Raw genomic sequence first — 20053 nt, 5'->3', positions numbered from 1 at the left:
GGTGGGCGACGAAGGGCGGGGCATGGACGCGCAGGTGCTGGCACACGCGCTCGACCCCTTCTTCACCACCAAGGCGCCGGGCGAGGGGACCGGCCTGGGCCTGCCGCAAGCCTATGCTTTTGCCGCCCAGGCGCGCGGCCTGCTGCTGCTCGACAGCGCGCCCGGCGCGGGCACGCGCGTGCATATCTACCTGCCGCGCCGCCGCGGCGGCCGCGCCTGTCCAGCTGCCGGCAGCCGGCACCGGGCTGGGGCAGGCCTGCGGCAGGCTGCTGTTCGTGGAGGACGATGCCCCGGTACGCGAGGCGGTAGCCGAGGGGCTGCGCCAGGCCGGGTTCGACGTGCAGATCGCCGTCAATGGCGAAGAAGCGCTGGCGCGGCTGGAAGGAGGGGCCACGTTCGACATCGTCTTTTCCGACGTCGTCATGCCCGGCAAGGTCAGCGGCATCGACCTGGCCGGCATCGTCAGGCGGCGCTGGTCCGGCCTGCCGGTGCTGCTGGCGACGGGCTATACCGAGCGGCAAGTGGCGCTGCCCGGCGTGCAGATCCTCGCCAAACCCTACGACATCGAGCAGCTGGTACGCGTGCTGGCCGGTCTTGCCGGGGAGCGCTAGCCAGGCCGGGCATTCACCGCGCTGCCGCCGGGCCGCAGCGCCGGGCTGCTAGAATCGGCGGAAATTGCCCGCTTGCGTTTCCCGGCTTTGGCTCTGCTACCAATCCCGATGCCTGAATCCTCTCCCTCCCGTCGCCCCAGCTGCGCCACCTGCCTGCGCGCGCAGTCGGCCTGCATCTGCCGCTGGGTGTGTCCCGTGGAGGCACAGGCCGCACTGCTGATCCTGCAACATCCGCTGGAGGTGGCGAATGCGAAGAACAGCGCGCGCCTGCTGCACCTGTGCGTGGGGAACAGCGTGCTGGCGGTGGGGAGGCCTTCGATGCCGCCGCACTGCACGCCCTGCTGCATGCCGGCGGCCGCCAGCCGCTGCTGCTGTATCCGGACGCGCGAGGTGCCGCGCCGGGACCCGCCTTGCCGCCGCCGCGCGATCTGCGTCTGGTGCTGCTCGACGCCACCTGGCGCAAGAGCCGCAAGATGCTTTACCTCAATCCCGCCCTGCAGGCGTTGCCGCGCCTGGGCTTGCAGGATGTGGATACACGCTACCGCATTCGCAAGGCGCACGCTCCCGGCCAGCTGTCGACGCTGGAAGCGGGTGCCCATGCGCTGGGTCAAGTGGAAGGTGACCCGGCGCGTTTCGCTGCGTTGTTCGACGCCTTCGATGGATTCGTACAACAACAACTCGACTACGTACCGCGCGCTTGAATTCTCGACCATAGCGGCGTACCATACTGTATAAACATACAGTATAAGGCCGAGCCATGGAACAGCGCCAACGAACTATCGACCGCGAATACAGTGCCGAGCATCCGGTACAGGTGCGTCCGCTCGCCGCCCTGAAGGGCCGCGGCGCCGTCACCAACCTGCAGGGCCGCTATGAAGTGAACGGCCGCGAGGCCTTCCACGATGGCTGGGAGGCCGAGGCCGGGGCCGCATTCGGCGCCGCGCCCTTCAAGACCCAGGTGACCGACGAAATCGCCAAGAGCATCCTGTCGCGCAATGCCTCGCCCGACGTGCCTTTCAACGTTTCGCTGAACCCCTACCGCGGCTGCGAGCACGGCTGCATCTATTGCTTCGCGCGGCCCACTCACAGCTACCTCGGCCTGTCGCCCGGCCTCGATTTCGAGAGCCGCCTGTTCGCCAAGGTGAACGCGGCCGAGCTGTTGCGGCGCGAGCTGGCGCGGCCCGGCTACAAGCCCGAGCACATCGCCATCGGTGTCAATACCGACGCCTACCAGCCCTGCGAGCGCGAGAAACGCCTCACGCGCGAGGTGCTTGAAGTATTGAGCGAGTGCCGGCATCCGGTCGGCCTGATCACCAAGTCGGCGCTGATCGAGCGCGACATCGACCTGATCGCCCCGATGGCGGCGGCTGGCCATGCCTGCGCGGCCATCACGCTCACCACGCTCGACTCGGAAATCTCGCGCACGCTCGAACCGCGCGCCGCCGCACCCGCGCGCCGGCTACGCACCATTCGCACGCTGACCGACGCCGGCATCCCGGTCAGCGTCAGCGTCGCGCCCATCATTCCGTTCGTGACCGAGCCCGAGATCGAACGCATCCTCGAGGCCGCGCGCGACGCCGGCGCCGTCGGCGCCCATTACGTGGTGCTGCGCCTGCCTTTCGAGGTCAACCCGCTGTTCCGTGAGTGGCTCGAAGCGCATTTCCCCGAGCGCGCGGCGCGCGTCATGAACCGCGTGCGCGAAATGCGCGGCGGAAAAGACTACGACAGCGACTTCTCCAAGCGCATGCACGGCGAAGGCGTCTGGGCAGACCTGATCCGCCAGCGTTTCAACAAGACGGTCGACCGGCTCGGCCTGGGCGGCTTCGGCGGCCGCTTCGCCGGGCTCGACACCTCGCAGTTCCGGCGTCCGCTGGTGGTGCCGGCGGGGACGGGCAAGGCGACGGCAAAGGCGACCGCGCAGCTCGATCTGTTCTAGCAGCAGCGCATTAGGTCGGCTGGCTTTCAGTCGTACGAGCCGGAACGATTGTCCTGATCCGGGTACTTGGCCTTTCGTTTGGACAGCTGTATCGACATGGCGAATCGACCTAAGTACTCACCCCAAAATAAATGTGTTTTCGGCTTCCAGAACCGGCGCGTTGCTGCGTCGGCTCGCGTCCGCTTGCGGGGCAGTGCTCGCACTGTGGCGCTCTCGCCGTCTTGCACCGCATCCGAACCGGCACGTCCGGTTCTGTTTGCCAAAATTCCCATTTATTTTCGGTCGAGTACTTAGAGCCTATCCCGGTAGTCCGGGGAAAGCTGGTGGCGATGCATGGCAAGCGCGGGCAAGGCGCGAGGAGGCCGCATGGCTGGCCATGCAACGACGAGCAACGCAGCACGCGTTTGTCAGGCGCGCCAGCAGCGACTCCGGACTACCGGGATAGGCTCTTAGCCCTTCGAGATTTTGGGCGATGCCCATGCAGCCAGATAGCATAGCTGCAGGTAAGGACTCAAGAATTGCAGGATGGTATTCACAGATTTGGTGACGGCGAAGGAAAGAATGAGAGGCGGTGGCATCGGGGATACGCAGCGACCTTCAGCCAGCGATCGGCAAGCTGTCCTGGCGTGGCCGGAGCCACGCTCAGCCCGTTTAATTCTTCTGGATTTTGTTGTGCACGTCGTTCACCATCATCAGCGGTGATGAGTACCGGCGAATCGGTGAAGGCGGCGATCTCGACCACATTGCGCACCAGCGTGCGCCATGCCGGGCTGGTGCCGACCAGGGTGGAACGCACGGCGGCGTGTCGACCAGCTTGCGCACCGCCGCCCAACGCGTCAGCCGGGCCGTGACTTGCTCCACCTGCATCGCGCCATCCGGCCAGCAAAGCACGTCGGCGGCGCCGGCCCCGAGCAGGGCCCAGCTGTCGCTGGTGGCCGGCGCGTCAGGCCCGGCGGCAATGGCGAGCACGGTGGACTGCGCCGACAGCAGCCGTAGTTGCGCCAGCGCGGCGCCGTCGACCTCGGTCAGTACCGCCAGGCCGTAGGGCGCCGAACGGTCGGCGACGCTCACGGTGGCGACGCGCGCCCCTGCCAGCGCCTGCGCAATGCGCTCGCGCGTCGCCGCGGGCACGGAATCGAAGAAATGGAGCCAGGCGGACAGCATCGTGCGTTTCCCCCGAATTGCTGACCTCAGGGTACGAACGCGGCCGTTAGAGGAGCGATGAGATAGCGCAAACCTGCGCGGGTCTCCTTGCCAGGAACGTCAGGAGTCCTGGCGCCCGCCAGCGGCAGCAATGGCCATCAAATGCCGCTCGATCTCGAACACATGCGGGTCGTTCTTGCCCAGTTCCCGTAGCGCCTGCGCCAGTTCCAGCAGGTATTCGCTGTTCGGTCCGCTTGGCCCGCAGGAGCGGGCGATCTGCAATGCAATGTCGTGCTCGCTGGCCGGTCCCAGGAAAGCCGCGTTCTCCTGCGTGGCGATGTAGACCAGGCCCTCGACGCCGCTGCCGTCCTCGAACACGATGGTGGTCGCCAGGCGCAGGTAGCCGTTCTTTTCGCGGTGGTCGAGGTGGGCGAATTCCTCGGGCGTGACGAGGTAGGCCATGCCATGGCAGAGCGCGCCTTCGTCGGGCACCAGGGTCACCACCCGGCCGGGCGCCGTTTCCGTGCCCCGGTGGTCGTGCGAACCCTGCCAGAAGCGCCGCGTCCAGCCGCGAATGTGGGCCGGGCGCCGTTCCAGGTAGGGGAAGTCGGCCTTGTAGATCAGCGAGCCGTAGCCGAACAGCCAGACCCGGTCCTGGCCGGCGAATTTGTCCATGCGCTGGTTGATGGCGATGGTATTGAGAGACATGGCGCGGCGATCAAGAAAGACGATGGCCGATTGTAGCGCAGCCCTTCCGTGTGGCGTGGCGGGCGCAGGTCAGCCTTGCCCGCGCTTGCCGGCCACATACGGAAACAGGAAGTCGATGAAGCTCTCGGCCGCCGGCGACAGCGAGCGGCCGGCGCGTGTGTAGACGAAAAAGCGCCGCGTCAATACGGGTTCCTCGAGCGGACGCATGCGCAGCTTGTACAGGCTGACCAGCGGCTCCGCATACGGCAGGCAGACCGTCACGCCCAGGCCGGCACTGACCATGGCCAGCGCGGTGGTCATGAAAGTCACCTCATTGGCCGGTTTCAGGGGCACCTCGACCGGGAACGCGCGCGGCAGTGCATGCATGTCGGCCAGCAGGCGCTCGGTGAATTGTCCCTGCAGCGCGATGAAGGGATAGCGCGCCAGGTCTTGCCAGGTGACGCGCGGCAGCAGCTCGAGCGGATGGCCTTCCGGGAACACCAGCGCGAAGGGTAGTTCGAACAGTTCCTGGGCCTGCAGTTGCGGCGTCGGCTCGCGCTCGGGACCGATGCCGATGTCGGACTCGCCCGAGAGCACGCGCGCGATCACGTTTTCGACGGCGCTGTCGGCCACGCGCACATCGATGTCGGGCTGCTGCGCGCGGTAGGCCGCCATGGCCTCGGGCACCAGGGTGCAGCACATCAGTTGCGGCGCGGCGATGCGCACCACGCCCTTGCGCAACTGCGTATGGTCCGCCACGTTCGCCAGCGCACCGTCCAGATCATCGATCATCTGGCTAAATAGCGGGTACAGCTCGCGCCCGATGTCGGTGAGCGTGATGCGCCTTGTCGAGCGGTCGACGACGCGCGCGCCCAGCGTCTGCTCGAGTTCCTTGATCAGCCCGGACAGTGCCGATTGCGTCACGTGCATGACCTGGGCGGCCGAGGTGAAGTTGCCGGTCTTGGCCAATGCCACGAAGGCGCGCATCTGGCGCAGGGTGGGATTCATAAGATAGTCTGATAAATCAGGCGGAAAATATTGTTTGTATGATAGTCCGAATTCATTTGTAATGGCGGCAACCAGGAACGTCTGACAAAAACGGCAGGGCAAGGGATGCGGCCGACCGACGCAGCGCCGCATCGGCGGACCGCGAAGACAGTACGACTGTACGGCCAGGAGCTGTAACGCCGCTATGCCGATTTTGTCAGGCGTTCTAAAACAATCAAAACATCGGAAGGAGTACGCCATGAAACTCGCCACCCTCAAGACCGGCGGCCGCGACGGCACCCTGGTCGTCGTCAGCCGCGACCTCGTCACCTGCCAGGCCGTCCCGAAAATCGCGCGTACGCTGCAGTGCGCCCTCGACGACTGGGATGCGGTCGCGCCGCGCCTGCAGGCCGTCTACGAGAAACTCAACGCCGGCACCGCCGACAAGGCCGAGTCCTTCATCGAGATGGAATGCCATTCGCCGCTGCCGCGCGCCTACCAGTGGGCCGACGGCTCGGCCTACATCAACCACGTCGAGCTGGTGCGCAAGGCGCGCAACGCCGAGGTGCCGGCCTCGTTCTATACCGACCCGCTGATGTACCAGGGCGGCTCCGACCGCTTCATCGGCCCCTGCGACCCGATCGCCGTGATGAGCGAGGACTGGGGCGTCGACCTGGAAGCGGAAGTGGCGGTCGTCACCGGCGACGTGCCGATGGGTGCCAGCGTCGAACAGGCCGCGGCGGCGATTCGCCTGGTGATGCTGGTCAATGACGTTTCCCTGCGCAACCTGATTCCGAACGAACTGGCCAAGGGCTTCGGCTTCTTCCAGTCGAAACCGGCCAGCGCCTTTTCGCCGGTGGCGGTCACGCCGGACGAACTCGGCGACGCCTGGCAGGACAGCAAGCTGCGCCTGCCGCTGCTGGTGACGCTCAACGACGAGGCCTTCGGCAAGCCGAACGCGGGCGACGACATGACCTTCAGTTTTGCGCAACTGGTTGCGCACGCGGCAAAGACGCGCGAACTGGGCGCCGGCACCATCATCGGCTCGGGCACGGTGTCGAACAAGCAGGGCAGCCTGCACGGCTCGAGCATCGCCAACGGCGGCGTCGGCTATTGCTGCCTGGCCGAGCTGCGCATGTACGAAACCATCGAACACGGCGCCCCGAAAACGCCGTTCCTGCGCTTCGGCGACAGCGTGCGCATCGAGATGCTTGACGCGTCCGGCGCCAGCATCTTCGGCGCCATCGACCACGAGGTCGCGCATTACCACGGGAGGAAGGAATGAAGCTCTATACCTATTTCCGCAGCTCCGCCGCCTACCGCGTGCGGATCGCCCTGAACCTGAAAGGCTTGACCTACGACGCGGTGCCCGTGCACCTGCTCAAGGATGGCGGCCAGCAGCGCCAGGAAGAGTACCGCAAGATCAATCCGAGCGGCCTGGTGCCGGCCTTCCAGGACGACCGCATCACGCTGACGCAGTCGATGGCGATCATCGAATACCTCGATGAGCTGTTCCCGGCCGTGCCGCTGATGCCGCATGACTGCGCGGGGCGCGCGCGCGTGCGCGAACTGGCGCAGATCGTCGCCTGCGACATCCATCCGCTCAACAACCTGCGCGTGCTGAAATACCTGGTCGGCCCGCTGGAGCTGAGCGAAGACGCCAAGATGGACTGGACCCGCCACTGGATCCGCGAAGGTCTGGCCTCGCTCGAAGCCCACCTGGCGCGCGACCCGGCCGCCGGCCCGTTCTGCCACGGCAATTCGCCGACCATGGCCGACTGCTTCCTGGTGCCGCAGGTCTTCAACGCCCAGCGCTTCGACATCGACATCCCGGCCTACCCGAACATCGCCCGCATCAATGCGATGTGCACCGAGCTGCCCGCCTTCGCGGCAGCGCATCCGTCGCAGCAGCCCGACGCGGAATGAACCGCCGGGGCGGATGGGAAGCCATCCGCCCCTCGCTCCTCAATGCTGGGTCGACCGGTCCGGCTCCGACGGCGTCGAGATCTCGTCCAGGGTGCTCTCGACCTCGCCCGCATGCTTGGTCGCGATGTCGCCCAGCGACACGATGCCGACGATCTGCTGCGACTCCTCGTCGATCACCGGCACGCGCCGGATCTGCACGTCGCCCATCTGGCCCAGCACCTCGTCGATCGTCTGGCGCGCGGTGCAGGTGCGCACGTCGGTGCTCATCACATCCGTGACCATGGTCGACACGGGGTTCTGGCCGGCCGCCACCGAACGCACCGTGATGTCGCGGTCGGTGATCATGCCGACCAGCTTGTCGCCGTCGGTGACGGGAATGGCGCCGACGTTCAGTTCATCCATCAGCTGGGCGGCGCGCTGCACGGTTTCCTGCGGCGAAATGGTTTGTACGTCGCGGGTCATCACGTCCTGGATCGTTTGCATGGCATTCTCCTTGTGGTGTGGTTGGCGCAAGTGGAGGCCGGCAGCACATGCCTGGCGCCGCCTCCGGATGCCCGAATCATGCCGCGTTTCCGCGATCGGGCTCGCCAGATTGACTGCTGGAACGGTTGCGCTCGTCCTGGCCCCGGGCGGGTACAATCCGCTTCCTTTTGCCCCTATCGCCAGCTTGCGCGCCATGACCGAGACCGTTTCATCAGTTGCCATCCCCGCCGCCATCCTGTCCATGCTGGATCTTGCCGACCTCTCATGGCGTCCCCACCTGCTGCGCGGGCTGGAAGCGGTTAGCCGCGCCAACCCTGGCTACCTGCCGACGCTTGTCGACGACGATTACCTGCCCACCCAGGGCCGCTTGTTCGCCGCCTTCGCCCAGCCCCTGGACCGGGTGCGTTACGTGCTGGTGGGGGAGGGGCCGTATCCGCGCGCGGAAAGCGCAACCGGCGTCTGCTTCATGGACGGTGCCGTGGGCGAACTCTGGAGCGAGGCCGGGCTGTCAAAACCCGTCAACCGCGCCACCTCGCTGCGCAACTTCATGAAGATGCTGCTGGTAGCCGATGGGCAGCTGCAGGCGGGCGACACCGGCGGCGCTGCGCTGGCACCGGTCGCGGCGGCGGCGCGGGATGGCGCGGCGATCCGGACGCTGGCGCAGTTGCAGGAGCGGCTGACCGGGCAGGGCTTCCTGCTGCTGAACGCCTCGCTCGTATTCCGTTCCCACGTCAAGCCGGTCATCGATGCGCGTGCCTGGCTGCCTTTCCTGCAGGTGGTGCTGGCGACCCTGGCCGGGCGTGCGGCGCCGCCGACCCTGGTGCTGTGGGGAAAGATTGCCGAGGAATTGAGGAAGCTGCCGGAGACGGAGAAGTTGCCGCAGGTGGCGGCGGAGCATCCGTATAACCTGAGCTTTATTGGCAATGCGCAGATGCAGGCGCTGTTCGGGCCGATGCGGCTGTTGCGAGCGGGGTGATTGTTGCAGACGGGTGGAGGCGCGGGCGCGGTGTTTCGGAGGTCGCGTATCACCGCGTGGGCAGCGCATGCGTATCGATTGATCACGCGGTAGAGGTGGAGCTGTCCACCCTACGAAACCTGGCGCAGACGCTCCCGCCGTTTTTGGGGCGCCCGAGACAAGCATCCCGGAATTTGCTATACTTGACTAATTCGTTCAACTAATCCGGTTTTCATGCAAATGCTTGCGAAAGCGCAAGAACAACCGGGAAAAGTGAGCAAGAGCAATATTTTAACATTACCGGGGTTGTGATGCGTCTGACCACCAAAGGCCGTTTTGCTGTTACTGCGATGATCGATCTTGCCCTGCGCCAGGGCACGGGTCCGGTCACGCTGTCGGGCATCAGCCAGCGCCAGGCCATTTCGCTGTCCTACCTGGAGCAGCTGTTCGGCAAGCTGCGCCGCCACGCCATCGTCGACTCCGTGCGCGGCCCGGGCGGGGGCTACAGCCTGGCCCGCCCGGCGGAAAAAGTCACCGTGGCCGACATCATCATTGCCGTCGACGAGCCGCTCGACGCGACCCAGTGCGGCGGCAAGGAAAACTGCCACGGGGCCGACGCCGCCAGCGGCACCCGCTGCATGACGCACGAGCTGTGGACCACGCTCAACGCCAAGATGGTCGATTACCTCGATTCCGTCTCGCTGCAAGACCTGGTCGACCAGCAAAAGCAGAAGGAACAGAGCGTCGTGGTGGTGCACCGCACGCCCGCCGCCGTCGCGGTACAGAACTGAGCCGCACCGAACAATACCGAGCACAACTGAAGCAGAACTGGAGTGAACTGATGAACGCGCCTTTGGACAAACAAATCGAGCAGAGCTTCGTGACCGCGCCGCATTTTCCGATCTACATGGACTATTCGGCAACGACGCCGGTCGATCCGCGCGTGGCCGACAAGATGATTCCGTTCCTGCGCGAGCAGTTCGGCAATCCGGCTTCGCGCTCGCACATGTACGGCTGGTCGGCCGAGGCCGCCATCGAAGAGGCGCGCGGCCACGTTGCCGCCCTCGTCGGCGCCGATCCGCGCGAGATCATCTGGACCTCGGGCGCGACCGAATCGAACAACCTGGCCATCAAGGGTGCCGCCCACTTCTATAAAACGAAGGGCAAGCACATCATCACGGTCAAGACCGAACACAAGGCGGTACTGGACACCGTGCGCGAACTGGAACGCCAGGGCTTCGAGGCCACCTATCTCGAGCCGCAGGACAATGGCCTGATCACGATCGCGCAGCTGGAAGCGGCGATCCGCCCGGACACCATCCTGGTCTCGGTCATGCTGGTCAATAACGAGATCGGCGTGATCCAGCCGATCGACGCGATCGGCGAACTGTGCCGCGCGAAAGGCATCGTCTTCCACTGCGACGCCGCCCAGGCGACGGGCAAGGTGCATATCGACCTGTCGACCACCAAGTGCGACCTGATGACCTTCACCGCGCACAAGACCTACGGCCCGAAAGGCGTCGGCGCCCTGTACGTGCGCCGCAAGCCGCGTATCCGCCTGGAAGCGCAGATGCACGGCGGTGGCCACGAGCGCGGCCTGCGTTCGGGCACGCTGCCGACCCACCAGATCGCCGGCATGGGCGAAGCCTTCCGCATCGCCAGGGAAGAGATGGAGTCCGAGCTGGTGAAAGTCAAGGCGCTGCGCGACCGCCTGGCCAAGGGCTTGCTGGAGATCGAAGAGGTCTACATCAACGGCGACATGGAACACCGCGTGCCGCACAACCTGAACGTCTCGTTCAACTATGTCGAGGGCGAGTCGCTGATCATGGCGATCAAGGACATCGCCGTGTCGTCCGGCTCGGCCTGCACCTCGGCCTCGCTGGAGCCGTCCTACGTGCTGCGCGCCCTGGGCCGCAGCGACGAACTGGCGCACAGCTCGATCCGTTTCACCATCGGCCGCTTCACGACCGAGGAAGACATCGACTTCACGATCGAACTGCTGAAGTCGAAGGTCGGCAAGCTGCGCGAACTGTCGCCGCTCTGGGACATGTTCAAGGAAGGGATTGACCTCAATTCGATCCAGTGGGCAGCCCATTAATGAACCGCGATAAACCTACTGCGCGTTGCACTGTCGGCCTGCGATGCTCGCTGTACTACTCGTACAGCTGCGCTTCTCGGCCAACATTGCTGCCGCTCGCTACGGTTTCTCGCGATTCACTTAACTAAAGAATTCAAGGAGCACTACCATGGCATATTCGGACAAAGTACTCGACCATTACGAGAACCCACGCAACGTCGGCGCCTTTGAAAAGGGCGACGAGTCGGTCGGCACCGGCATGGTCGGCGCGCCGGCCTGCGGCGACGTGATGAAGCTGCAGATCAAGGTCAACGAGCAGGGCCTGATCGAAGACGCGAAGTTCAAGACCTATGGCTGCGGTTCGGCCATCGCTTCGAGCTCGCTCGTGACCGAGTGGGTCAAGGGTAAAACCCTGGACCAGGCGCTGGCCATCAAGAACACGCAGATCGCCGAAGAACTGGCGCTGCCGCCAGTGAAGATCCACTGCTCGATCCTGGCCGAAGACGCGATCAAGGCCGCTGTCGCCGACTACAAGACGAAGCACGCAACCGCGTAAGTTTTAGACTCAAGCTGGAGAAGAACGCATGGCAATCACACTGACCGAAAAAGCGGCGAAGCACATCAACCGCTACATCGAGCGTCGCGGCAAGGGCCTCGGTCTGCGCTTCGGTGTGCGCACCACCGGCTGCTCCGGCCTGGCCTACAAGCTGGAGTACGTCGACGAGGCGGCAAGCGAGGACAATGTCTTCGAGTCGCACGGCGTGAAGGTCTTCGTCGACCCGAAAAGCCTGCCCTACATCGACGGTACCGAACTCGATTTCGCCCGCGAGGGACTCAACGAAGGCTTCCGCTTCAACAACCCGAACGTCAAGGACAATTGCGGTTGCGGCGAGAGCTTCCGTATCTGACGCATGTAGAGCTGAGCCTTGATGCAAAACCACTTCGAGTTGTTCGGCCTGCCGGCCCGGTTTGATGTCGACATGGCCGCGCTGGACAGGGCCTTCCGCGAGGTCCAGGGCCGCGTGCACCCGGACCGTTTCGTGAACGCCACCGACGCCGAAAAGCGCGTCGCGATGCAGTGGGCGACCCGCGCCAACGAAGCCTATCAAACCCTCAAGCACCCGCAAAAACGCGCGCAGTACCTGTGCGAGTTGAACGGCGTCGACCTGCAGACCGAGTCGAACACGGCGATGCCGATGGCCTTCCTGATGCAGCAGATGGAGTGGCGCGAAGAACTCGGTGACGCGCGCGCGGCGAAGGATGCCGACGCGCTCGACGCGCTGGACAAGCAGGTGCGCATGGAACGCAAGGCGCTGCTGGCGCAAGTCGGCAAGCAGTTGGATGCGGGCGACTTCCAGAAAGCGGCCGAAGGCGTGCGCGCGCTGATGTTCCTCGACAAATTCGGGGACGAAGTGCAGTACGCGTACGAGGCGGTCGAGGGGTAAATCGTAGGGGGGACGGGTCTCCCGTCCGCGCGTTCAACCGACGGATGAATATGTAGGGTGGGCGCCCCGAGCCCACGCGGATATAGGCGTCAACGTGGCGCATCGTTCCGCGTGGGCACAGGGCGCCCACCCTACAGCACAATAACAACCAGGTAACACGAACATGGCACTTTTGCAGATTTCCGAACCCGGCATGTCGACCGCACCGCACCAGCACCGGCTGGCGGTGGGCATCGACCTGGGTACCACCAATTCGCTCGTCGCCACGGTGCGCAGCGGTATCCCAGAAGTGCTGAGCGACGAGGACGGCCGCGCGCTGCTGCCATCGGTCGTGCGTTACCTCGCGAACGGCAATGCCAACATCGGCCACAAGGCGCAGGCCCACCGCACCACCGACCCGAAGAACACGATCGTCTCGGTCAAGCGCTTCATGGGCCGGGCTTTGGCTGACATCGCCCACGCCGAGAACCTCCCGTACGACTTCGTCGATTCGCCCGGCATGGTGCAGATCAGGACCGTCGCCGGCGTGAAAAGCCCGGTCGAGACCTCGGCCCAGATCCTGGCCACGCTGCGCCAGTTGGCGGAAGATTCGCTGGGCGACGAACTGGTCGGCGCCGTGATCACCGTTCCCGCATACTTCGACGATGCCCAGCGCCAGGCCACCAAGGACGCGGCCCAGCTGGCCGGCCTGAACGTGCTGCGCCTGCTGTCCGAACCCACCGCCGCCGCGATCGCCTACGGGCTCGATCATGGCTCCGAAGGCGTCTACGCCGTCTACGACCTGGGCGGCGGCACCTTCGACATCTCGATCCTGAAGCTTTCGAAAGGCGTGTTCGAAGTCCTGTCCACCGGCGGCGATTCCGCCCTGGGAGGCGACGACTTCGATCACCGCCTGTTCTGCTGGATCACGGAGCAGGCCAGGCTGTCGCCGCTGTCGGAAGAAGACACGGCCACGCTGATGGTCAAGGCGCGTCAGGCCAAGGAACTGCTGTCGAGCAACGATGAAACGACGATCGACGCCATCCTGAAGTCCGGCGAGATCGTCCAGGTGAAAATCACTGCCGCGACGTTCGCCGAGATCACGAAGCACCTGGTCGGCAAGACCATGAACGCCATCCGCAAGGCCATGCGCGACGCGAGCGTGTCGGTGGAAGACGTCGATGGCGTGGTGATGGTCGGCGGCGCGACGCGCATGCCGCACGTGCGCCGTGCCGTGTCGGAGTTCTTCCACACCATCCCGCACGCGAATATCGACCCGGACAAGGTCGTGGCGCTGGGCGCCGCCATCCAGGCGAACCTGCTGGCCGGTAACCGCGCGGCCGGCGACGACTGGCTGCTGCTGGACGTGACGCCGCTGTCGCTCGGTATCGAAACGATGGGCGGGCTGGTGGAAAAAATCATCCCGCGCAATTCCACGATTCCATGTGCACGGGCGCAGGAGTTCACCACGTTTAAAGATGGCCAGACCGCGCTGGCGGTGCACGTGGTGCAGGGCGAGCGCGAACTGGTTTCCGATTGCCGTTCGCTGGCACGTTTTGAATTGCGCGGCATTCCGCCGATGGCCGCGGGCGCGGCGCGCATCCGCGTGACTTACCAGGTCGACGCCGACGGGCTGCTGTCGGTGTCGGCGCGCGAGACGCGTTCGGGCGTGGAAGCCTCGATCACCGTCAAGCCGTCCTACGGCCTGGGCGACGACGAGGTCGCGCGCATGCTGCAGGATTCGTATGGCGCCGCGCAGGTCGACATGCAGATGCGTGCGCTGCGCGAAGAGCAGGTCGAGGCCGAGCGCATCCTGCTGGCGACGCAGTCGGCGCTCGATAGCGATGCCGATCTGCTCAACGGTGAGGAACAGGACGCACTGGCGAAGCTGGTGCACGGCGTGCGCGATGCGATCCACCATTCGAACGACACGTCGCTCGAGCCGGACACGCGCCAGAACGCGCTGCACGACGCGGTGCAGGCGCTGGCCCATGGCACCGAGGAATTCGCCGCGCGCCGCATGGACAAGAGCGTGCGCAGCGCGCTGGCGGGCAAGTCGCTCGACGAGGTTTGACGTAGGGTAGGCGGGTTTCCCGCCTACGCGTTCAAACCGTGCCAGCGTCAACATAACGCGATCAGTACCACCGCTCGACAACAAGCGCCGCCCCGACCGATCATACGATCGTTGGACGCGTAGGCGGGAGACCCGCCTACCCTACGGCCAAGATCATCATTAAGAGGTAAACAACGTGCCACAAATCGTCATCCTGCCCCACCCGCTCTTCTGCCCCGAAGGCGCCGTGCTCGAAGCCCCGGCCGGCAAGTCGGTCTGCGACGTCATGCTGGAAAACGACATCGAGATCGAACACGCCTGCGACCGTGTCTGCGCCTGCACCACCTGCCACGTGATCGTGCGCGAAGGCTTCGAATCCTTGAACGAGCTGGAAGAAAAAGAAGAAGACATGCTGGACAAGGCCTGGGGCCTGGAGCCGCATTCGCGCCTGTCCTGCCAGGCGATCGTCGCCACCGAAGACCTCGTGGTCGAGATCCCGAAGTACACGATCAACCACGCGGCTGAAAAGAACCACTGAAACCAGGATTGCCATGAAGCGCGCCGAGAACACCGTCAAGAAGCCGGTGGCAAGCCTTGAACTGCCACCAGAAGTCCGTCCCGGCCAGTCGATCGAGCTGCTGAAAGAGCTGCACATCCTCACGCGCGACGGCAAGCTGAACCAGGACAGCCGGCGCAAGCTCAAGCAGGTCTACCACCTGGTCAACTTCATCGAGCCGCTGTTCAATGACGTCCGTGCGGAGAAGGGTGCCGTGTCGCTGGTCGACCACGGCGCCGGCAAGTCCTATCTCGGCTTCATCCTGTACGACCTGTTCGTGAAAAGCCTGGGCGACGCCTCCCACATCTACGGCATCGAAACGCGCGAAGAACTGGTCAGCAAATCGACCGAGCTGGCGGCACGCCTGGGCTTTGACCACATGTCCTTCCTGCCGCTGTCGGTGGCCGAATCGACGACCTCGAACCTGCTGCCCGAATCGATCGACATCGTCACCGCGCTGCACGCCTGTAACACGGCCACCGACGACGCCATCGACTTCGCGCTGAAGAAGAAGGCGAAGCACATGGTGCTGGTGCCGTGCTGCCAGGCGGAAGTGGCGTCCTTCCTGCGCAAGAACAAGGGCAAGGACCTGGGCAAGAGCGCGCTGACCGAGATCTGGCGGCACCCGATCCATACGCGCGAATTCGGCAGCCAGGTAACCAATGTGCTGCGCTGCCTGCAGCTCGAAGCCCACGGCTACCAGGTCACCGTGACGGAACTGGTCGGCTGGGAGCACTCGATGAAGAACGAACTGATCGTGGCGACCTACAAGAACCTGCCGCGCCGCCGCCCGAGCGAGCGGCTGCAGGAAGTGCTGTCCACGCTGGGACTGGAAGAGATGGGCCAGCGTTTCTATACCTCGCAAGCGGAAGCAAACGCCGCGGCCCGGGCCGACACCGTTTCAACCGACGATTGAATACCATGAGCGATACCACCACCTGGATTGACCTGCGCAGCGACACCGTAACCCAGCCATCGCAAGCCATGCGCGCGGCAATGGCCGCTGCCGAAGTCGGCGACGACGTCTACGGCGACGACCCCGACGTGAACCGCCTGCAGGACTTCGCGGCCGACCTGTTCGGTCATGAAGCCGGCATGTTCGCCGCCAGCGGCACGCAAACCAACCTGATCGCCCTGATGACGCACTGCGCGCGCGGCGACGAGTACCTGGTCGGCCAGGAAGCGCACACCTACAAATACGAAGGCGGCGGCGCCGCGGTGCTGGGTTCCATCCAGCCGCAGCCGATCGCCAACCAGGCGGACGGCTCGATTGCGCTTGCTGACATCGAAGCCTACATCAAGCCCGACGACATGCACTTCGCCCGCACCCGCCTGCTGGCGCTGGAAAACACGATCGGCGGCCGCGTGCTGGGGCAGGATTACATTGCCGCTGCCACCACGCTGGCGCATGCGAAAGGCCTGGCGACGCACCTGGACGGCGCCCGTGTCTGCAATGCGGCCGTGAAGCAGGGCATCAGCCTGCGCGAAGCCGTAAAGGGTTTTGACACCGTTTCGGTCTGCCTGTCGAAGGGCCTGGGCGCGCCGGTCGGCTCGGTGCTGCTGGGTCCGAAGGCCTTTATCGAGCAGGGCAAGCGCTGGCGCAAGATGCTGGGTGGCGGTATGCGCCAGGCCGGCGTCATCGCCGCGGCCGCGCAGCACGCGCTGCAGCACAATGTCGAGCGCCTCGCGGAAGACCATGACAACGCCTTCGCGCTGGCAAAAGGGCTGGCGGAGATCGAAGTGCTGCGCGTGACTACGCCGCAGACCAACATCTTCTGGCTGGACGTCCCGGTCGCGGCCTGCGAGCCGCTGCGCGCAGCGCTGGCCAGCCGGGCATCCGCGCCACGGTCGGCCCGCGCATGCGCCTGGTGACCCACCTCGACGTCTCCAGGGACGATGTGGCCAAAGTCGTCGCCGCCTTCAAGGCATTCTTCAAAGACTGGCGCGCCTGATGAGCGACAACGCAATTCGCCTGGCCAAACGCGTGGCCGAACTGGCAGGCTGTTCGCGTGCCGAAGCCGAACGCTACATCGCCAACGGCGGCGTGAGCGTCGATGGCGCGGTGGTCGAGGACCCGGCCAGCCGCGTGACCCCAAGCCAGGCCGTGACGCTGCTGCCGGGCGCCAGCGCCCGGGAGGCGCCGCCGGTGACGATCCTGCTGCACAAGCCCTCCGGCAGCAATGCCGGCGTCGGCATGCGCGGCAGTCCTGCGCTGGACTGCCTGGTGCCCGAAAGCTTGTTCGTGACCCACGGCGCCCCGCATTTCCTCAAACGCCATCTGGCGCGCCTGACCCTGTGCACGCCGCTGGAAACCGATGCCAGCGGCCTGCTCGTGTTCACCCAGGACTTTCGCATCGTGAGGAAGCTCGTCGACGACGGCGAGCGCGTCGAGCACGAGTATGTGGTCGAGGTCTCGGGCGGCATCAAGGAAGGCGGCTTGGCGCTGCTGAACCATGGCTTGACCTTCAACGGCAAGCCGATCAACCCGATGAAGGTCAGCTGGCAGAGCGAAGGGCGCCTGCGCTTCGCCGCCAAGGGCGTGCGTCCCGGCCAGCTCGAGCACATGTGCGCCGCGGTGGGCTTGTCCGTCAGCGACATCAAGCGCCTGCGCGTCGGCCGCATCCCGCTGGCCGGGCTGCCCGAGGGGCAGTGGCGCTACCTGGCGGAGTACGAGCGCTTCTGAAATGACGGCCGCGCAGGGTTGGCGATCCGGGCTCGCATGCCTTGTACCCCGTGGAGTCAGGACTCCACCCTACGTGTGGCCACGAATGGTCTCCGGCCCTGGTCGTTCGTAGGGTGGAGTCCCGATTCCACGCGTTGGCGCACCCGCGCAGCGGCGACGGCGAACGCAGCCGCGACCGACAGGTGAACCGGTAAGGTCTATTTCTTGGCAGGCTTGGGCAGGGCGATCAGCCGCGTCCCTGCAATCCGGTCATGCAGGAACTGCCGGTCCTTGTCGAGGAAGGCCGTCAGCCCCCAGGCCACCAGCCCCAGCGTGAAGGCAATGCTCCACTCCTTCACGTGGTGCAGGTCGAGCAGGCCGCCAACCAGCAGCGCCGGCGCGAACCAGCCCCAGGCCAGCAGGTAGCGGATCGCCGCGTTCTTGAAGGGCACCTTCGCATGCCCCACTTTGACGAGCTTGATGCGCCAGGTTTTCATGGCCAGCGTGAAGCCGCTGCCGCTCCAGGCATGCACGAAATACGCCGCCGCTACCAGGAACATGAAAGCGCTGAGACCCGCCTGGTAGGCAGGCCCCTGGCGGTTGCCGGTGGCGATCAGGTAGAGGAAGACGGCCAGCGCTTCGACCGCGATCAGCAGGAACGCTTCGTAGACCATCGCGATGACGCGGCGCTTGACGGTCGGGGTGGCGACGACGGGAGGATTAGCCGTTTGCATTCGATGCGCCGGGAGCGGCGGTGGCAGGAGTAGCGGGCGTGGACAGGTTCGGTGCCGCCGGGGCGGCGGGCGAGGAGGGTGCCGCGGGGCGGACTGAGGGGCGGGCTGAAGGCCGGGCTGAAGGCCGGGCTGACTGAGCGCCGGTGCCGGCGGCATGGCGTTCGGCGCCTGCAGCGCGATGCAGGAGGCGCCGCGGCGCGTGGTGCCGGCCGGGCAGCTGGTGGGCGCGACGATGCCGCCGGTCGCCGGGGTCTTGGCGCCGGCCGCGTTCCTGCGCGCGGCCGTCTGCGCCAGGCGCTGCCTTTCGCCCGGCGTCAACTGCTTGTAGCTTTCCCAGGTGGCGGCCTTTTCGCCGGGGGCGAGTTTGCGCGCCTTGTTGTAGTTCTCGCGCGCCAGGTTGCGCTGCTCGGGCGTCAGGCGGATCCACTGGCGCATGCGTTCGTGCACGCGTGCCTGCTCTGCCGGGTTCATCGAGGCGAAGCGGCGCGACATTTCCAGCCATTTTTTCTTGCGCGTGCCATCCATCGCGTCCCATTCGGGGTGCAGGGGTTCAAGGGCGAGTTGCTGTGCGCGCGTCAGTTCGCGCCACAGGGGTTTATCGAGCAACTGTGCGCCCGGTTTGCCGGCGATGTCCTTGCTTGTACCGGCCACGCTGGCCGTGCGCGGGACCGCGGCATCGGGGTCGTCGGTGCGTACGCGCGAGAAGATCGCCCAGGCCAGGATGGCGGCCACCACCGCCGCTACGGCCAACCAGCCGTAGCGGCGGGGCTTGGAAGGAGGTCTCGTCATTGGCGGCGCTGTTGCGACTCCAGATAGGCATTGAAGCCATGGTCGAGGTAAGCCGTCAGCGGCAGTTCGTCGGCCAGCACGGCCGCGTCGAGTTCGGCCAGCTCGGCGATACGCTCCTGCTGTTCATACTGGTACAGCCCGCCAAGGCCGACGGCCAGCGCCAGCAGCGGGATGGCCACGCCCAGGCGGCCGAGGCCGCCGTTTGAAAAATGGAAGTCGACATCGAACCAGCGGCGGCGCGTTTCCTTGCGGGCAGCGGCAGGCGCATCGGCTTTCTTGCGTGCCAATGCCTGCGCGCGCGCGCTTGCCAGGCGCTCGGCCGTGGAAGCCGGCAGCGCCTCGAGGTTCTCGTCCAGTGCACGGCGCAGCTTGTACGCCAGGTTGATGTCGTCGGTATTCATAATTGTATTCCCTTGGCCCGCAGGGCATCGGCGAGAGCATGCGTGGCGCGAGAGCAATGTGTTTTGACACTGCCCTCGGAGCATCCCATCGCTGCGGCCGTTTCGGCCACGTCCATATCCTGCCAGTAACGCATAAGGAAGGCTTCGCGTTGACGCGCCGGGAGTTTTTGTATCTCCGCTTCGATCAGGCGCAAGGTCTGGGCACGTTCGACCTGGTCCATGCTGGACTCGGCCGCGGCGGATCCTTCTTCCGCTTCATACGAATTGAGTATATCAAAGTCCTCGTCCTCGCCTTCGCGGCGGCCCAGCCCCCCGAAGAGGCTGACCCAGGCGTTGCGCACCTTTTCGCGGCGAAAATAGTCGAGGATGGTCGTCTGCAGGATGCGCTGGAACAGCATCGGCAGCTCGGCAGCGGGCTTGTCGCCGTATTTTTCGGCGAGCTTGATCATCGCGTCCTGCACGATGTCGAGCGCTGACTCGTCCTTGCGCACCGCGTACACGGCCTGCTTGAAGGCGCGCCGTTCGACATTCTCGAGGAAGTCGTTGAGTTCTTTGTCTGTCGCCATGCGCTGGAAAGGGGTGGTGCGCTCCGGGTACGTAGCCCGTGCTTTATGGAAAACCCACGAATC

General features: G+C 65.4%; 21 protein-coding genes and 3 pseudogenes. 17 read left to right on the top strand and 7 right to left on the bottom strand.

Annotation, left to right across the window (positions count from 1 at the left end; genetic code table 11):
• Positions 1-22: 22 nt before the first annotated feature.
• The 4 genes and pseudogenes from G4G31_RS29470 to G4G31_RS20620 all read left to right on the top strand — a co-directional run.
• Positions 23-142, top strand: a pseudogene (locus G4G31_RS29470) (hypothetical protein); the annotation flags it as partial.
• Positions 114-611 (top strand): response regulator, encoded by a 498-nt coding sequence (locus tag G4G31_RS20630; RefSeq protein ID WP_182989182.1) that lies wholly within the window; start codon positions 114-116, stop codon positions 609-611. The pseudogene G4G31_RS29470 and the gene G4G31_RS20630, both read left to right, overlap by 29 nt.
• 108 nt (positions 612-719) lie before the next feature.
• Positions 720-1312: pseudogene (locus G4G31_RS20625) on the top strand (tRNA-uridine aminocarboxypropyltransferase).
• A gap of 56 nt (positions 1313-1368) precedes the next feature.
• Positions 1369-2547, top strand: coding sequence for a PA0069 family radical SAM protein (locus G4G31_RS20620; protein ID WP_182989181.1), 1179 nt, complete (start codon positions 1369-1371; stop codon positions 2545-2547).
• Positions 2548-3198: 651 nt separating this feature from the next.
• Here the strand turns inward: G4G31_RS20620 and G4G31_RS20615 are convergent.
• The 3 genes from G4G31_RS20615 to G4G31_RS20605 all read right to left on the bottom strand — a co-directional run bounded on the left by G4G31_RS20615 (position 3199) and on the right by G4G31_RS20605 (position 5385).
• Positions 3199-3711, bottom strand: a complete 513-nt coding sequence (locus G4G31_RS20615) for a hypothetical protein (protein WP_182989180.1) — start codon at positions 3709-3711, stop codon at positions 3199-3201.
• Between the two features lie 99 nt (positions 3712-3810).
• Entirely contained in the window at positions 3811-4398 is a 588-nt protein-coding gene (locus G4G31_RS20610) for a gamma-glutamylcyclotransferase (RefSeq protein ID WP_182989179.1), read from the bottom strand.
• A gap of 69 nt (positions 4399-4467) precedes the next feature.
• Entirely contained in the window at positions 4468-5385 is a 918-nt protein-coding gene (locus tag G4G31_RS20605) for a LysR family transcriptional regulator (RefSeq protein WP_182989178.1), read from the bottom strand.
• Positions 5386-5623: 238 nt separating this feature from the next.
• Between G4G31_RS20605 and G4G31_RS20600 the strand changes: the two genes are divergently transcribed.
• Together G4G31_RS20600 and maiA are read left to right on the top strand one after the other, a co-directional pair.
• On the top strand, positions 5624-6649 hold the full coding sequence (locus tag G4G31_RS20600; RefSeq protein ID WP_182989177.1) for a fumarylacetoacetate hydrolase family protein: 1026 nt from the start codon (positions 5624-5626) through the stop codon (positions 6647-6649).
• Positions 6646-7290, top strand: coding sequence for a maleylacetoacetate isomerase (gene maiA / locus G4G31_RS20595; RefSeq protein ID WP_182989176.1), 645 nt, complete (start codon positions 6646-6648; stop codon positions 7288-7290). Before G4G31_RS20600 ends, maiA begins: the two co-directional genes overlap by 4 nt.
• A 39-nt stretch (positions 7291-7329) precedes the next feature.
• On the opposite strand, the gene G4G31_RS20590 is transcribed toward maiA, so the two are convergent.
• Positions 7330-7773: a CBS domain-containing protein gene (locus G4G31_RS20590; RefSeq protein ID WP_182989175.1), complete on the bottom strand. Its 444-nt coding sequence runs from the start codon at positions 7771-7773 to the stop codon at positions 7330-7332.
• 193 nt (positions 7774-7966) lie between these two features.
• Between G4G31_RS20590 and G4G31_RS20585 the strand changes: the two genes are divergently transcribed.
• The 11 genes and pseudogenes from G4G31_RS20585 (at position 7967) to G4G31_RS20535 (ending at position 17521) form a co-directional block, all read left to right on the top strand.
• Positions 7967-8749 carry a uracil-DNA glycosylase gene (locus G4G31_RS20585; RefSeq protein WP_182991864.1) on the top strand — a complete coding sequence of 261 codons (783 nt, stop codon included), beginning with the start codon at positions 7967-7969 and terminating at the stop codon, positions 8747-8749.
• Positions 8750-9039: 290 nt separating this feature from the next.
• Complete coding sequence (gene iscR / locus G4G31_RS20580) at positions 9040-9519, top strand: Fe-S cluster assembly transcriptional regulator IscR (RefSeq protein ID WP_182989174.1); 480 nt, start codon at positions 9040-9042, stop codon at positions 9517-9519.
• A gap of 50 nt (positions 9520-9569) precedes the next feature.
• Positions 9570-10826: an IscS subfamily cysteine desulfurase gene (locus tag G4G31_RS20575; protein WP_182989173.1), complete on the top strand. Its 1257-nt coding sequence runs from the start codon at positions 9570-9572 to the stop codon at positions 10824-10826.
• A gap of 148 nt (positions 10827-10974) precedes the next feature.
• Complete coding sequence (gene iscU / locus G4G31_RS20570; protein WP_182989172.1) at positions 10975-11361, top strand: Fe-S cluster assembly scaffold IscU; 387 nt, start codon at positions 10975-10977, stop codon at positions 11359-11361.
• Between the two features lie 28 nt (positions 11362-11389).
• Positions 11390-11713 (top strand): iron-sulfur cluster assembly protein IscA, encoded by a 324-nt coding sequence (gene iscA, locus G4G31_RS20565; protein ID WP_182989171.1) that lies wholly within the window; start codon positions 11390-11392, stop codon positions 11711-11713.
• A gap of 21 nt (positions 11714-11734) precedes the next feature.
• Entirely contained in the window at positions 11735-12250 is a 516-nt protein-coding gene (hscB, locus tag G4G31_RS20560) for a Fe-S protein assembly co-chaperone HscB (protein ID WP_182991863.1), read from the top strand.
• A 163-nt stretch (positions 12251-12413) separates the two neighbouring features.
• Positions 12414-14303, top strand: a complete 1890-nt coding sequence (hscA, locus tag G4G31_RS20555; RefSeq protein ID WP_182989170.1) for a Fe-S protein assembly chaperone HscA — start codon at positions 12414-12416, stop codon at positions 14301-14303.
• Positions 14304-14478: 175 nt separating this feature from the next.
• Positions 14479-14820 (top strand): ISC system 2Fe-2S type ferredoxin, encoded by a 342-nt coding sequence (fdx, locus tag G4G31_RS20550; RefSeq protein WP_182989169.1) that lies wholly within the window; start codon positions 14479-14481, stop codon positions 14818-14820.
• A 13-nt stretch (positions 14821-14833) separates the two neighbouring features.
• Positions 14834-15754 (top strand): SAM-dependent methyltransferase, encoded by a 921-nt coding sequence (locus G4G31_RS20545; protein WP_182989168.1) that lies wholly within the window; start codon positions 14834-14836, stop codon positions 15752-15754.
• 5 nt (positions 15755-15759) lie between these two features.
• Positions 15760-16790: pseudogene (ltaE, locus tag G4G31_RS20540) on the top strand (low-specificity L-threonine aldolase).
• The gene (locus tag G4G31_RS20535; protein WP_182989167.1) at positions 16790-17521 is read left to right on the top strand and encodes an rRNA pseudouridine synthase; all 732 of its coding nucleotides are present in this window, start codon (positions 16790-16792) and stop codon (positions 17519-17521) included. The pseudogene ltaE and the gene G4G31_RS20535 overlap by 1 nt, the downstream one beginning before the upstream one ends.
• A 197-nt stretch (positions 17522-17718) precedes the next feature.
• Here G4G31_RS20535 and G4G31_RS20530 read toward each other — a convergent pair whose 3' ends face one another.
• From G4G31_RS20530 to G4G31_RS20520, 3 genes are read right to left on the bottom strand one after another with little or no spacing between them, the layout of a single operon-like run.
• Positions 17719-19023, bottom strand: a complete 1305-nt coding sequence (locus G4G31_RS20530; RefSeq protein ID WP_182989166.1) for a DUF3106 domain-containing protein — start codon at positions 19021-19023, stop codon at positions 17719-17721.
• Positions 19020-19424: a DUF3619 family protein gene (locus G4G31_RS20525; RefSeq protein ID WP_182989165.1), complete on the bottom strand. Its 405-nt coding sequence runs from the start codon at positions 19422-19424 to the stop codon at positions 19020-19022. The genes G4G31_RS20530 and G4G31_RS20525 overlap by 4 nt, the downstream gene beginning before the upstream one ends.
• Positions 19421-19990: an RNA polymerase sigma factor gene (locus tag G4G31_RS20520; RefSeq protein WP_182989164.1), complete on the bottom strand. Its 570-nt coding sequence runs from the start codon at positions 19988-19990 to the stop codon at positions 19421-19423. Before G4G31_RS20520 ends, G4G31_RS20525 begins: the two co-directional genes overlap by 4 nt.
• Between the last annotated feature and the right edge of the window lie 63 nt (positions 19991-20053).

The organism is Massilia sp. Se16.2.3 (genome assembly GCF_014171595.1).
Classification (GTDB): domain Bacteria; phylum Pseudomonadota; class Gammaproteobacteria; order Burkholderiales; family Burkholderiaceae_D; genus Telluria.
This window is presented reverse-complemented; position numbering and strand designations above follow the sequence as displayed.